This window comes from Streptomyces sp. NPDC017246, from assembly GCF_044331325.1.
Taxonomy (GTDB): Bacteria; Actinomycetota; Actinomycetes; order Streptomycetales; family Streptomycetaceae; genus Streptomyces.
Window position 1 is genome coordinate 200025 of the sequence record NZ_JBIRMW010000002.1, and the last position, 13827, is coordinate 213851.

The window sequence follows — 13827 nt, forward strand, 5'->3', positions numbered from 1 at the left end:
CGTTCGTCCACAGGTGCGAACCACTAGTCCTACCTGCATATTTTTCAGTTACCCACAGCGGTTATCCACAGGGTCGGCGTCCGACCTGGGGACAAGTCGACAGCTCGCCCCGACAAGGTCGACAAATCGCCCTAGCCACTCCCCGCGCACACCCGGCTGTCCACAGCGCCGGAAGAACACCCTTGTCAGCGCCCCTCGCTCGACCAACTCTTTGGAGCGAGCAATTCCCACCCAAATGAGTGCCTCAATGGCGTTTGATCACGGAATTCCCAGGCGCGAGCAGGAAAATCCCCGCGATCTTCCCCGTAGTCCACAGATCTTCCGCACAGCCTGTGGATAACTGAATGCGCAGGCCCGGCTCCCGGTATTTTCACAGGTATCAATTCGGGCGAAACGTCACGCTTGCCAACACGCGTGACGTTATCCGGTGGGGGCGGGCGAACGCGCACCGGTAGCCTGGTGGGGTGATTGACCTTCGCCTGCTCCGTGAGGACCCCGACCGTGTTCGCGCCTCCCAGCGCGCCCGTGGAGAGGACGTCGCGCTCGTCGACGCCCTGCTCTCCGCCGATGAGCGGCGCAGGTCGTCCGGCGTCCGCTTCGACGAGCTCCGATCCGAGCAGAAGGCGCTCGGCAAGCTGATCCCCAGGGCCACTCCGGAGGAGCGCAGCGAGCTCCTCCAGAAGGCCGAGCAGCTCAAGACCGACGTCAAGGCCGCCGAGGCCGAGCAGAACGAGGCCGACGAGACGGCCAAGCGGCTGCTGCTCCAGCTCGGGAACATCGTCCACACGGACGTCCCGGTCGGCGGCGAGGAGGACTTCGTCGTCCTGGAGACGCACGGCACCATCCGCGACTTCGCCGCCGAGGGCTTCGAGCCCAAGGACCACCTGGAGCTCGGCGAGGCGCTCGGCGCCATCGACGTCGAGCGCGGCGCCAAGGTCTCCGGCTCGCGCTTCTACTACCTGACCGGCGTCGGCGCGCTCCTGGAGCTCGCCCTGGTCAACGCGGCGATCGCCCAGGCCACCGAGGCCGGCTTCATCCCCATGCTGACCCCGGCGCTGGTCCGTCCGCGCGCCATGGAGGGCACCGGCTTCCTCGGCCAGGCCGCGGAGAACGTGTACCACCTGGAGAACGACGACCTCTACCTCGTCGGCACCTCCGAGGTCCCCCTCGCGGCGTACCACATGGACGAGATCATCGACGCCGACAAGCTGCCCCTGCGGTACGCGGGCTTCTCGCCCTGCTTCCGCCGCGAGGCCGGCACGTACGGCAAGGACACCCGGGGCATCTTCCGCGTCCACCAGTTCGACAAGGTCGAGATGTTCTCGTACGTCGCGCCCGAGGACGCGGAGAACGAGCACAAGCGGCTCCTGGACTGGGAGAAGCAGTGGCTGACCGGTCTTGAGCTGCCGTTCCAGGTCATCGACGTCGCCACCGGCGACCTCGGCGCCTCCGCCTCCCGCAAGTTCGACTGCGAGGCGTGGATCCCGACGCAGGGCAAGTACCGCGAGCTGACCTCGGCCTCGAACTGCAACAGCTTCCAGGCCCGCCGGCTCTCCGTCCGCATGCGCGACGAGCAGGGCGGCAAGAAGACCGTGCAGCCGCTGGCCACCCTGAACGGCACGCTGTGCGCCGTCCCGCGCACCATCGTGGCGATCCTGGAGAACCACCAGCTGGCCGACGGTTCCGTGCGGGTGCCGGAGATGCTGCGGCCCTACCTCGGTGGCCGTGAGGTCCTGGAGCCGATCGCCAAGTGAGCTCCTTCCCCTACCGCCTGGTCGCGACGGACCTCGACGGCACGCTGCTGCGCGCCGACGAGTCCGTCTCGGCCCGTACGCGGGACGCGCTCGCCGCCGCCACGGAGGCGGGCGCCGCGCACATCGTCGTCACCGGCCGGGCGGTGCCCTGGACCCGGCACATCCTGGACGACCTCGGCTACGAGGGCATCGCGGTGTGCGGGCAGGGCGCGCAGGTCTACCACGCGGGGGAGCACCGGCTGCTGACCTCGCTGACCCTGGACCGGCAGCTCGCGGGGCTCGCGCTCTCGAAGATAGAGGCGGAGGTCGGCCCGCTGGCGCTGGCCGCGAGCCGCGACGGCCTGGAGGGCGAGGTCCTGATGGGCCCCGGCTACCGGGTGCACCCGGGGCCGCTGCCGTACGTGCCGTACGAGGACCCGGCGGAGCTCTGGGCGGCGCCGCTGACCAAGCTCTACCTCCAGCACCCGACGCTGTCGGACGACGAGTTGACCAGCGCGGCCCGTGCGACGGTCGGCAGTCTGGTGGACGTCGTCATGGCCGGGCCCGGGGTCGTGGAGATCCTTCCGCTCGGTCTGAGCAAGGCGACCGGTCTCTCGCTCGCGGCGCGCCGGCTGGGTGTGAAGGCCGCGGAGACGATCGCCTTCGGCGACATGCCGAACGACATCCCCATGTTCGGCTGGGCCGCCCACGGTGTGGCCATGGGGAACGCGCACGACGAACTGCGGTCGGTGGCCGACGAGGTCACCTCCTCGAACGAGGAGGACGGCATCGCGGTCGTCCTGGAACGACTGCTGTCGGTCTGACGCTTCGGGGCTCCGAGGCGTCAGCACTCCGAGGCTTCGGAACTCCGACGCTTCGGTACTCTGACGCTTCGGTACTCCGACGCTTCGACACGACGAAGGCCACCCCGCGGGGTGGCCTTCGTCGTACGCGGCGGAGGGTGCGCGGATCGAACGCGCGCGGGGTCGCCCCCGACTACGGCTTAGCAAGCCGCTGCCTTACCACTCGGCCAACCCTCCGGGAGGGAGCGGCCCGCGCGGACCGGGTCCACGCGCTCGAAGCGGCCACTCCCTACGGGGGATCCCCCGTTTCCCCCGTACAACTAGTGTGCGCCGGGCCCCTGTTCGGGTGCGAATGATTTTTCTCCCCGGGTCAGCGGGTAGCAGGCCAGGCCGATCGCCAGCGAGATGGCGTGCCCGAGGTCGGTGTACGTCCGGTCCATGGTGAGCGGTACGACGAAGAACGCGATCACACCGGCGAGATAGAGCCAGCGCCAGGGGCGCGGCAGCCGGTAGGTCAGGATCCCGGCCGAGGCGGCGAGGCCGTAGCTGACGCCGATGTCGACGACGTGCGCCATGCTGCGCGGCACGTCGTGGAGCCGGATGGCCACCAGGACGACCTGCTGGCTGATCAAGGTCGCCGCGATATGGGCCGTCGCGACGGTGAAGAGCCATTTCGCGGTGCCCAGCCAGCGTTCCACGGGGGCGTGCAGGACCTCGAAGAGCACCGCGTACAGCAGGAGGTCGGCGGGGTCCTCGATCCAGAACGCGCTGCCGAGCAGGGCGCGCGCCGGGTGGTGCGCGAGCTGGTGGAGATTGCTGCTGTTGCGGTGGAGGAGATAGGCCTCCAGACCGTCCGGGGAGAGCGCGATGACGAGGCTGGTGAGGGCGATGACCGCCAGCCAGAGATGCGTACCGGGTGACGAACGCACCCACGACCTGATCGGTCGGGACGGTTCGCCACCCGGCGGGGTTCCGCTGTTTCCGCTGGCTTCGGTCGGCACCTTTCAGTGCCTATCACCCGGAGCCGGGAGAAACCTCAGAAATTGATCATGTGTCCGGCAAGGCCGTGGATCGCTTCCTTCACGGCCTCGCCCAGCGTCGGGTGCGCGTGGACGTTCCGCGCGACCTCGTGGACGGTGAGGTCCCACTGCTGGGCCAGGGTCAGCTCGGGCAGCAGCTCGGTGACGTCGGGGCCGATCAGGTGGGCGCCGATGATCTCGCCGTGGGTCCCGTCGGCGATGATCTTGACGAAGCCGGTGGTGTCGCCCAGGCCGTGCGCCTTGCCGTTCGCCACGAAGGGGAACTTGGCGACCTTGACGTCGAAGCCCTTCTCGCGGGCCTGCGCCTCGGTCCAGCCGAAGCTGGCGATCTGCGGCTGGCAGTAGGTCGCGCGCGGGATCATCGGGTAGTCGAGTTCCATGGTCTCGGCGTCGCCGATGGTCTCGGCGGCGATGACGCCCATGGCCTCGGCGGTGTGCGCGAGCATCAGCTTCGCGGTGACGTCACCGATGGCGTAGATGTGCGGCACGGAGGTGCGGCAGCGGCCGTCGACGTCGATCGCGCCGCGCTCGGTCAGGGCCACGCCGGTGGCCTCGAGGCCGTAGCCGGTGACGTTCGGGGCGAAGCCGATGGCCTGGAGGACCTTGTCGGCCTCCAGGACCTTCTGGACGCCGTCCTTGCCGGTGACGGTGACGCGGACCTGCGGGCCGGACTCGTCGATGGCCTCGACGCGGGTCGAGGTCAGGACGTCGATGCCGAGCTTGCGGTACTGCCGCGCCAGCTCCTTGGAGACCTCTTCGTCCTCCAGCGGCGCGATCCGGTCGAGGAACTCGACGATCGTGACCTTGGTGCCGTAGTTGCTGAGGACGTAGGCGAACTCGATGCCGATCGCGCCGGCGCCGGCGATGACGATCGACTTCGGGGCGTCCTCGGCGAGGATCTGCTCCTCGTACGACACCACGCGCTCGCTGCGGGCGGTGCCCGGGAGGAGCCGCGGGGTGGCGCCGGTGGCGATGACGCAGTTGTCGAAGGTGATCGTCTCCGAGGTGCCGTCGGACTTGGCGACCTGGAGGGTGTTCGCGTCGAGGAAGGTGCCCCGGCCGTCGAACTCGGTGATCCCGTTCTTCTTCATCAGGAAGTGGACGCCCTTGACGCGGCCGTCCGCGACCGAGCGGCTGCGGCTGAAGGCCTCGCCGTAGTCGAAGGAGACGGTGCCGTCGACCTTGATGCCGAAGGTCTTGGCCTCGTGGTTGAAGATGTGGGCCAGTTCGGCGTTGCGCAGCAGCGCCTTGGTGGGGATGCAGCCGACGTTCAGGCAGACACCGCCCCAGTACTTCTCCTCGACGACCGCGACCCGCTTGCCCAGCTGGGCGGCGCGGATGGCGGCGACGTAGCCGCCGGGGCCAGCTCCGAGTACGACGACGTCGAAGCGGTCTGACATGACTGACTCCCGAGGGTGGTGAGGGTGTTCGGTCCACGTACGGGCCCACAGTAGTCCGGTGTCCCCCACCCGGGTCAGTTGTAGGATGACTGGGCAACCGGGCAAATGGAGAGGTCGGAACGGCATGGCACTCAGGGCGGCGGGGCGGACCTCGCTGGTGGACTCCGTCGTGGAACAGCTGCGCACACAGCTCATGGACGGCGAGTGGGTGGTCGGCGACCGCATTCCGACCGAGCACGAGCTCGCGCAGCAGCTCGGCGTGGGCCGCAACACCGTCCGCGAGGCGGTCAGGGTCCTGGTCCACGCGGGCCTCCTGGAATCCCGTCAGGGCAACGGCACCTTCGTCAGGTCGACCGCGGATCCGGCCGCCGTCCTGCGCGGGGTCCGGCACGCGGGCGCGTCCGACGTCCTCGAACTCCGGGTCGCCCTGGAGGCCGAGGCCGCCCGGCTCGCGGCGGCGCGACGGGACACCCACGACCTACTGCGGCTGCGGGCCGCCCTGACCACCCTGCGCGAGGAGGGCGACCGGGACGCGGACGCGGACCTCGCCTTCCACCTGGCCGTGGTCGGCGCGACCCACAACGCCGCCTTCGTCGAGGTGTACCGGTTCTTCTCCGCGCAGGTCCACGAGGTGCTGGTGGAGGCGCTCGGCGACCGGGAGATGCCGCCGGTCGACATCGACGCCCACGAGGCACTGGTTGCGGCCATCGAGGCGGGCGACCCGGAGGCGGCGGAGCGGCAGGCCCGTGAGCTGCTGCGGGTGCCGATGGAGACGGTCGCGGCGCTGACGGAGCGCTCCTGATGAGCGCCGAGACACGGACGAAGGACCAGGAGCACACCGGAGCGCCGGTGGCGGTCGACGCCGGGGCCGGGGCGCCGGTGCTGGTCGACGCCGAGGCCGGGGTCCGGCCGTCGGCCGCCGGGACGGCGGCCCGGCGGGCCCTGCTCACCCACCCGGCGCTGCTGCTCGTCGGCATCGTGCTGGCCTCGCTGAACATGCGGGTCGCGCTGGCGAGCGTGGCGCCCCTGGTCGGCGAGATATCCGAGGCCTTCGGGCTCTCCGCGACGGCGAGTTCGCTCGTGACCTCGGTCCCGGTGCTGTTCCTCGGCGTGGGCGCGCTGGTCGCGCCGTGGCTGGGGCGCCGGTTCGGCGCCGAGCGCGTGCTGTTCGCGGCGCTGCTCCTGCTGGGCGTCGGCATCCTCGCGCGCGTGCTGCCCTCCGTCTACGCGCTGTACGGCGGCGGCATCCTCGTCGGCACCTCGATCGCCCTGCTCAACGTACTGATGCCGGGTCTGATCAAGCGTGACTTCCCGGACCGGGCCGCGGCGATGACCTCGGTCTACACGGGCGCGATGATCGCCGGTGCGACGGTGGCCGCGGCGGCCGCGGTGCCGCTGGAGACGGCGCTCGGCGGCGGCTGGGAGGCATCGCTCGGCTTCTGGTCGCTGCTCGCCGCGGTCGCCGCCCTCGCCTGGCTGCCCCAGGTCCTGATCGCCCGGGGCCGTACGGGCCACGAGGTACGGGCCGTCCCGGCCGCCGGCGCCCGCCCGGTGAGCGTCTGGCGCTCGGCGCTGGCCTGGCAGGTCACGCTGTTCATGGGCCTGCAGTCGCTGTGGTCGTACGTGCTGATCGCCTGGATGCCGACGATCTTCACCGACCACGGGATGAGCCGCTCCACAGCCGGTGTCGTCTTCGCCTTCAACAACCTGATCCAGGTCGCGGGCGCCTTCGTGGTGCCGCTGCTCGCCGGCCGGATGCGGACCCAGCGTCCGCTGATCGTGCTGGTCACCACGCTGGTCGCGGCCGGTTACGCCGGTCTGATGGTGGCCCCGGTGGAAGGCGCGTGGCTCTGGTCGGCGGTGCTGGGGGTCGGCCAGGGCGGTGCCGTCGGTCTCGCCCTGACCCTGATCGTGCTGCGCTCCGGAGACGCGGTGACCGCGGCCCGGCTCTCCGGGATGGCCCAGACCGTGGGCTATCTGCTGGCCGCGGCGGGCCCGCTCGCGGCCGGTGTCCTCCACCAGGCCACCGGCTCCTGGACCCTGCCGATCTGTGTGGTGCTCGTCGTCTGCGCGGCGGCCCTCGGCGTCGGTCTCCTCGCCGCCCGGAACCGGACGGTCTGAGGAGAGGGGGAGGCGGTACGGCGCCGGGGTGGGGCTCCCGGGGTGGGGCCTCGGCCCGCGGAGTCGTACCGCATCCTCTTTCTCCGACCGGTCCGTCTGCCGCGGCTACTCCTCGCCCGCCAGGGTCAGCTTGCCGAGCTTGTGGCCGGCGAACCAGGTCGCCACGACCGTGACCGCCGCGAGGAGCACCACCGCCGTCGTGAGCCCGACCTCGGAGGTGACCAGGCCGTCGCCGGTGACCTTCTGCGCGAGGGCGAGCGCCCACTGCTGGACGCTCAGGGTCCGCGCGCCCGCGATCAGGGAGCCGAACAGGGCCTCCCACACCAGGGCGTAGACCAGGCCGATGACCACCGCGTGCCGGCTGATCGTGCCGAGCAGCAGGAACAGCGCGCTGTACGCGATGGAGGCCACGAGCGCCGCCACCGTGTACGCCACGGCCACCTGCCGGCCGTTGCCGTTGAGGATGAATCCGGCGATGAACGTCGGTACCGCCGAGAAGACCATGGTCACCGCGATCGCCACGATCAGCTTCGTGAAGATGATCGACGGCCGCTTCACCGGCTTGGACAGCAGATAGACGATCGAGCCGTCGTCGATCTCGGGACCGATCGCGCCGGTCCCGGCGATCACACCGATCAGCGGCACCATCGTGGCCAGCGCGAAGCCGCCGAGGACATCGGCCGCGACCTGGTCGTCCGCGCCGTTGAAGGCGCGGACGGCCGCCGCGATGACCAGCAGCATGGCGGGCAGCAGGAAGAGGATCAGGGCCCGGCGGCGGCCGAGCAGGGCCCGGTAGGTGAGCCGGGCGACTGTGGGGTTGTACATCGGTCAGGCTCCTTTCAGGCCGCGACGAGGTATGAGAAGACCGATTCGAGGGACTCGTCCGAGGGCGAGACCGTCAGGAGACGGATCCCCCGCTCGCGCGCGACCTTCGGCAGCAGCTCCGTGAACCGCCCGAAGTCCACCGCCTGCACGCGCAGGCCGCCCTCCGCGTGGTCGACCTCGATCCCGGCCGTGGACGGGTCGGCGATCAGTGCCGCCGCCAGTGCCCGGTCGTCGCTGGAGCGGACGAGGTAGCGGTGCGGGCGGTCCGTCATCAGACGGCGGATCTTGCGGAAGTCGCCGGAGGCCGCGTGGCGTCCGGCCACGATCACCTCGATGTGGGAGGCGAGCTGCTCGACCTCCTCCAGGATGTGCGAGGAGAAGAGGACCGTACGGCCGTCCGCGCCCATCTGCCGCAGCAGGTCCATCAGCTGCATGCGCTGCCGCGGGTCCATGCCGTTGAACGGCTCGTCGAGCAGCAGCACGGACGGCTCGTGGACGAGGGCCGAGGCCATCTTCACGCGCTGCCGCATGCCCTTGCTGTACGTGGAGATCTTGCGGTCCTGGGCGTACTCCATCTCGACCGTGGCCAGGGCCCGCTGGGCCTCCTCGGCACCGAGGCCCTGAAGCTCCGCGTTGGCCAGGACGAACTCGCGGCCGGTGAGGAAGTCGTACATCGCCTCCCGCTCGGGCACGACGCCGATCTCGCGGTAGACCGACTCGTTCCCCCAGATCGGCTTCCCGTCGAGGGTGACGCTGCCGGTGGAGGGGTCGAGGAAGCCGCCCATCATGTTGATCAGGGTGGACTTCCCGGCGCCGTTGGGCCCGAGGAGGCCGGTGACGCCCGGGCCCACCGTCATCGTGACGTCGTTCACGGCCACGACGTTTCCGAACCATCGGGAGACGTGGTCGATTTCGAGGGTGGTCACAGCCCGACCTTTCGGTAGCGGCGCATCAGGATGCCGTACGAGCCGGCGACGAGCGCGAGGACGACCAGCAGATAGACCGCGCCGGCACCGGCGCCCGGCCCCTCGCCTCCGGGGAAGGAGGAGGGAGCGCCGAGGAAGGCGGTCTGCACGCCGTCGATGAGGGTGATCGGCGAGAAGAGGCCGAGCCAGGTGATGGCGCCCAGGTTGTCCGTGCCGTACGCGATGCCCTGGAGGGTCGAGACCGCGCCGTACGAGATCGTCAGCGCGCCGATCACGGCGGCGACGCCGAAGCCGCGGCGCGGGGTGAGCGCCGCCATGACCAGCCCGATGCCGCCGAAGAGCAGCGAGAGCAGGGCCACGGAGAGCAGTCCCTGACCGAACATCTGCGTCTGGGTGCCGAAGTCCATCTTGGCCAGCAGCGAGCCGATCCAGAGGATGACGAGCGGGACCGAGGTCAGCAGGAAGAGCGCCGAGGCCATCGCGCCGAACTTCGCGAGCACGTAGTCCCCGCGCTCGATCGGCCGGGAGAAGTACAGCGGCACGGTCCTGAACCGGAGATCGCGGGAGACCGACTGCGGTGCCTGCGAGGCCAGATAGATGCCGATGACCACCTGGAGGAAGATCGCGTACTGCGTGTACTCGATCGACAACTTGGTCTGCTTGGTGACGACCGCGACCGCGACGATGATCAGCGCGGGAACGCACATCACACCGAAGAGGAGCATCGGCAGCACCTTGGACTTGGCGCTCCGGCCCAGGCCGTACGCGCCGCGCAGCGACTGCGAGAACAGCGACCTGCGCGCGTAGGCCCGGCCGAGACGCGGGCCGTCGTAGGACCGGTATCCGATGTTGTGGATCCGGGTCGTGTCGGGAGCGGCCTGGGGGGCGGGGGTGCTCATCGGGCCGGCACCTCCTCGGGCTGCGGGTCCTCGTGCTGCGGGGACGCCTCGGAACGGAAGACCTCGGCGATGTGGTGGCGGCGCTGCTCCATGCGGACGAGACCGAGGCCGAGGTCGGCGACGACGTCCCGCACGAGGTCGTACGTCTCCTCGCCCGCGGCTTCCAGGAGAAGGATGTGGCCGGCGCCGGGCAGGCCGTCCTCCACGCCCGCGTGGAGGGTGACACCCGCACCGGCGAGCGCCGCGCGGAGCGCCGCCGTGCCGTCCGGGTGGGTGTCGGAGTCGGTGACCTCGACGGCGAGCGTCGTGGTCACCTGCGTGAAGTCGCTGGTGGAGCTGGAGCGCAGCAGCGTGCCGCCGTCGATGACGACGACGTGGTCGCAGGTGCGCTCCAGCTCGCCGAGGAGGTGCGAGGTGACCAGGACGGAGATGCCGAAGTCGGTCCAGACCCGGCGGATCAGTCCCAGCATCTCGTCACGGCCGACCGGGTCCAGACCGTTGGTCGGCTCGTCGAGCAGGACCAGCTTCGGGTCGTGGACCAGCGCCTGGGCGAGCTTCACCCGCTGCTTCATACCGGTCGAGTAGCCGCCCATGGGGCGGTACCGCTCCTCGTACAGACCGACGTGGCGCAGGGTGTCCGCGGTCCGCTCACGGGCGGCGGTGGCGGGCAGCCCGGACATGCGCGCCATGTGGACGACGAACTCGGTGGCCGAGACGTCCGGCGGGAGGCAGTCGTGCTCGGGCATGTAGCCCACGCGCTCACGGATCTGCGTGCCGTGGGTCCGGACGTCCATGCCGAGGACCTCGGCGCGCCCCTCCGTGGCGGGGGAGAGTCCGAGCAGGATTTTGATCATGGTGGACTTGCCGGCTCCGTTGGCACCCACGAGTCCGGTCACACCGGGCCCGATGTCCAGGGAGAGCCGGTCAAGAGCGGTCACCCGGGGGAACCGCTTGCTGAGGCTTTCGGTCGCGATCACAGTCACGCCTTCGACGGTAGTGGTGTGCGCCACAGCGGTCGTCAGCCCAACGGCTCGATCCTTGTCCGACCAGAGGAGTACAAGCCAGTAGGGGAGCTCGCGACGAAAGTCTTTTTCCACAGGCCGGCCGAGGGTGCGGAGGGGGCTTTTCCACAGGGCTCCGTCCGACCCCTTGACGCAGCCGCCGAGCATTGTCACATTCATCGGTGTCAAGTTACGGACGCGTAGCGCAGTCGGGCGCTCACACGGGACGGCGGGTGGCATGGCCTCAGCAGTGACAGGGGAACTCTCCGCGGAGCTGCGGGGGTTCAGGGAAGTGCAGCGGCTCTCCTACGAGTGCGCCGAGGCCGTCGCGGCGCAGCTCAAGCCCGGGGTGACCGAGCGCGAGGCCGCCCGGATGCAGCGCGAGTGGCTGTACGAGCGGGGGGTGCGGGACTGGTTCCACCGGCCGTTCGCCTGGTTCGGGGACCGCACGGCCTTCGTGGACTTCAAGATCCCGCTGCAGTTCTTCCCCACCAACCGGCGTCTCGAGGCGGGGATGCCGTTCATCCTCGACATGGCCCCGGTCTACAAGGGGCACACGGCCGACATCGGCTACAGCGGATGCCTGGGCCTCAACCCCCTGCACGACAAGCTGCTCGCCGACCTCAAGGACCACCGCGAGCTGCTGCTGCGCGAGGTGCGCGAGCGCCGTACGCTGCGCGAGATCTACCAGGACGTGGACCGGCTCATGGTCCGGCAGGGGTACGCGAACCGACACCGCGCCTACCCCTTCGGCGTCATCGCCCACAAGATCGACCGGGTGAAGGAGCGCCGCTGGTCGCCGACGGTCTTCGGCTTCGGCACCCAGGCGCTCAAGGGCCTCGCGAGCGACGCCCTGCACGGCCACCGGGACGGCTGGTCGCCGCTCTGGTCGCCGTACAAGTTCTCCGACCACCCGCCGCAGCCCGGCCTGTGGGCGGTCGAGCCGCACCTCGGTTTCCGGGGGACGGGCGCGAAGTTCGAGGAGATCCTGGTCGTCACCGACTCCCGGGACCCCGAGCAGAGCGCGTTCTGGCTGGACGACGATCTGCCGCACGTGCGGCGTTGGAACGAGGGGGCGGTCTGATGGCGGGGTTCAGTGGTCCGAGGACGGGGCACGGCGGTTCGACGACGAAGCACGGCGGTTCGACGGCAGGGCTCGCGGGAGCGCGGGAGCGCTGGGTCCGTACGGGCGGGATCGAGCTGTGCGTCGCCGAGCTCGGCGAGACGGGCCGGCCGACCGTCCTGCTCGTGCACGGCTACCCGGACTCCAAGGAGGTCTGGTCGGAGGTCGCGGCCCGGCTCGCCGAGGACTTCCACGTCGTGCTGTACGACATCCGGGGCCACGGCCGCTCGACGGCACCGGCCCCCCTGCGCGGCGGCTTCACCCTGGAGAAGCTGACGGACGACTTCCTCGCGGTCGCCGACGCCGTCAGCCCGGACCGGCCGGTCCACCTCGTCGGCCACGACTGGGGCTCGGTGCAGTCCTGGGAGTTCGTCACCGTCCCGCGCACCGAGGGGCGCATCGCCTCCTTCACCTCGATGTCGGGGCCCTCCCTCGACCACTTCGGGCACTGGATCAAGCAGCGGATGGCCCGTCCCACCCCGCGCCGGGTCGGCCAGCTCCTCGGTCAGGGCGCCAAGTCCTGGTACGTGTACATGCTGCACACTCCCGTGCTGCCGGAGCTCGCCTGGCGGGGACCGCTCGGCAAGCGCTGGCCGAAGATCCTGGAGCGGATGGAGAAGGTCCCGGCGGGCGACTATCCGACGCCGTCGCTGCCCAGCGACGCGGCGCACGGCGCCTGGCTCTACCGGGACAACGTCCGCGCCCGCCTCGGCAGGCCGCGCGCCGACGCGTACGCGCACGCGCCCGTGCAGCTGATCACGCCGACCGGTGACGCCTTCCTCTCCGAGCGGCTCTACGACGACCTGGGGAGCTGGGTGCCGGATCTGACCCGGCGCACGCTTCCGGCGAAGCACTGGGTGCCGCGCACCCGGCCGGACCAGCTGTCCGCCTGGATCGGCGAGTTCGTCCGGGCCAACGAGGAGCCGGCGACCAAGGCGCCGAAGCCGGTCGCGGCCGCGGCGGCGAAGAGCGGGGTGAAGCCGGAGTACGCGGAGCGGTTCGGCGGTCAGCTGATCCTGGTGACCGGGGCGGCCAGCGGCATCGGGCGGGCCACGGCCTTCGCGTTCGCGGAGGCCGGCGCCCGGGTCGTGGCCGTCGACCGGGACGCCGAAGGAGCGGTCCGCACGGCCGAGATGGCCCGGCTGATCGGCGCCCCGGAGGCCTGGGGCGAGACCGTGGACGTCGCGGACGAGCAGGCGATGGAGAAGCTGGCCGCCAAGGTCGCCGGCGAGTACGGAATCGTCGACGTCCTCGTCAACAACGCGGGGATAGGTCTCACCGGCTCCTTCTTCGACACGACGAGCGAGGAGTGGAAGCGGGTCCTCGACGTCAATCTCTGGGGCGTGATCCACGGGTGCCGGGTCTTCGGCGCCCAGATGACCGCGCGCGGCGAGGGCGGCCACATCGTGAACACCGCGTCCGCCGCGGCGTTCCAGCCGTCCCGGGCCCTGCCCGCGTACAGCACGTCGAAGGCGGCGGTGCTGATGCTCAGCGAGTGCCTGCGCGCCGAGCTGGCCGGCCAGGGCATCGGGGTGTCCGCGATCTGCCCCGGCATCGTCAACACCAACATCACGGCGACCGCGCGGTTCGCCGGGGTCACCGACGAGGCGGAGGAGAAGCGGCGCCAGAAGAAGGCGTCCCGGTTGTACGGCCTGCGGAACTTCCCGCCGGAGAAGGTCGCGGACGCGATCCTGGGGGCGGTCCTGCACGACCGCGCGGTCGTGCCGGTGACCCCGGAGGCCAAGGGAGCGCACTTCCTGTCCCGGCTGAGCCCGGGAACACTGCGGGCCTTCGCACGGTGGCAGCCGCCGGCGTAGACGGTGGCGTGCACGGTGGCGTAGACGGTGGCAGCGGGGCGGGAGGGGCCGGGCGCGAGGCAGGGTGGGGCCGGGCGCGAGGCAGGGTGGGGCCGGGCGCGAGGCAGGGTGGGGCCGGGCGCGAGGCAGGGTGGGGCCG

12 protein-coding genes and 1 tRNA gene are annotated in these 13827 nt (G+C 70.7%); 6 read left to right on the forward strand and 7 right to left on the reverse strand.

What is annotated here, in order from left to right; all coding sequences use genetic code 11:
- Positions 1-464 precede the first annotated feature (464 nt).
- Together serS and ACH4MY_RS05685 are read left to right on the forward strand one after the other, a co-directional pair.
- Complete coding sequence (serS, locus tag ACH4MY_RS05680; protein WP_397997986.1) at positions 465-1754, forward strand: serine--tRNA ligase; 1290 nt, start codon at positions 465-467, stop codon at positions 1752-1754.
- Positions 1751-2557: an HAD family hydrolase gene (locus tag ACH4MY_RS05685; protein ID WP_397997989.1), complete on the forward strand. Its 807-nt coding sequence runs from the start codon at positions 1751-1753 to the stop codon at positions 2555-2557. The genes serS and ACH4MY_RS05685 overlap by 4 nt, the downstream gene beginning before the upstream one ends.
- A 131-nt stretch (positions 2558-2688) precedes the next feature.
- Here the strand turns inward: ACH4MY_RS05685 and ACH4MY_RS05690 are convergent.
- From ACH4MY_RS05690 to lpdA, 3 genes are all read right to left on the reverse strand, one after another.
- Positions 2689-2773: transfer RNA gene (locus ACH4MY_RS05690), tRNA-Ser, on the reverse strand.
- Between the two features lie 83 nt (positions 2774-2856).
- Entirely contained in the window at positions 2857-3537 is a 681-nt protein-coding gene (locus tag ACH4MY_RS05695) for a rhomboid-like protein (protein WP_397997992.1), read from the reverse strand.
- A 35-nt stretch (positions 3538-3572) separates the two neighbouring features.
- Positions 3573-4976: a dihydrolipoyl dehydrogenase gene (gene lpdA, locus ACH4MY_RS05700; RefSeq protein WP_397997994.1), complete on the reverse strand. Its 1404-nt coding sequence runs from the start codon at positions 4974-4976 to the stop codon at positions 3573-3575.
- A gap of 124 nt (positions 4977-5100) precedes the next feature.
- On the opposite strand from lpdA, the gene ACH4MY_RS05705 reads away from it, so the two are divergent.
- Together ACH4MY_RS05705 and ACH4MY_RS05710 are read left to right on the forward strand one after the other, a co-directional pair.
- Complete coding sequence (locus tag ACH4MY_RS05705; RefSeq protein WP_397997997.1) at positions 5101-5778, forward strand: FadR/GntR family transcriptional regulator; 678 nt, start codon at positions 5101-5103, stop codon at positions 5776-5778.
- Positions 5778-7097, forward strand: a complete 1320-nt coding sequence (locus tag ACH4MY_RS05710; protein WP_397997999.1) for a CynX/NimT family MFS transporter — start codon at positions 5778-5780, stop codon at positions 7095-7097. Before ACH4MY_RS05705 ends, ACH4MY_RS05710 begins: the two co-directional genes overlap by 1 nt.
- 105 nt (positions 7098-7202) lie before the next feature.
- Here ACH4MY_RS05710 and ACH4MY_RS05715 read toward each other — a convergent pair whose 3' ends face one another.
- The 4 genes from ACH4MY_RS05715 to ACH4MY_RS05730 are packed head-to-tail and all read right to left on the reverse strand — an operon-like array spanning position 7203 to position 10724.
- Positions 7203-7922 (reverse strand): ABC transporter permease, encoded by a 720-nt coding sequence (locus ACH4MY_RS05715; RefSeq protein WP_397998002.1) that lies wholly within the window; start codon positions 7920-7922, stop codon positions 7203-7205.
- A gap of 14 nt (positions 7923-7936) precedes the next feature.
- Entirely contained in the window at positions 7937-8848 is a 912-nt protein-coding gene (locus ACH4MY_RS05720; RefSeq protein WP_397998005.1) for an ABC transporter ATP-binding protein, read from the reverse strand.
- Complete coding sequence (locus ACH4MY_RS05725; RefSeq protein ID WP_397998007.1) at positions 8845-9747, reverse strand: ABC transporter permease; 903 nt, start codon at positions 9745-9747, stop codon at positions 8845-8847. The genes ACH4MY_RS05720 and ACH4MY_RS05725 overlap by 4 nt, the downstream gene beginning before the upstream one ends.
- Entirely contained in the window at positions 9744-10724 is a 981-nt protein-coding gene (locus tag ACH4MY_RS05730) for an ABC transporter ATP-binding protein (protein ID WP_397999344.1), read from the reverse strand. Before ACH4MY_RS05730 ends, ACH4MY_RS05725 begins: the two co-directional genes overlap by 4 nt.
- Positions 10725-10986: 262 nt before the next feature.
- Between ACH4MY_RS05730 and ACH4MY_RS05735 the strand changes: the two genes are divergently transcribed.
- On the forward strand, positions 10987-11832 hold the full coding sequence (locus tag ACH4MY_RS05735) for a M24 family metallopeptidase (RefSeq protein ID WP_397998009.1): 846 nt from the start codon (positions 10987-10989) through the stop codon (positions 11830-11832).
- On the forward strand, positions 11832-13688 hold the full coding sequence (locus tag ACH4MY_RS05740) for an SDR family oxidoreductase (RefSeq protein ID WP_397998012.1): 1857 nt from the start codon (positions 11832-11834) through the stop codon (positions 13686-13688). Before ACH4MY_RS05735 ends, ACH4MY_RS05740 begins: the two co-directional genes overlap by 1 nt.
- The last annotated feature ends 139 nt before the right edge of the window (positions 13689-13827 follow it).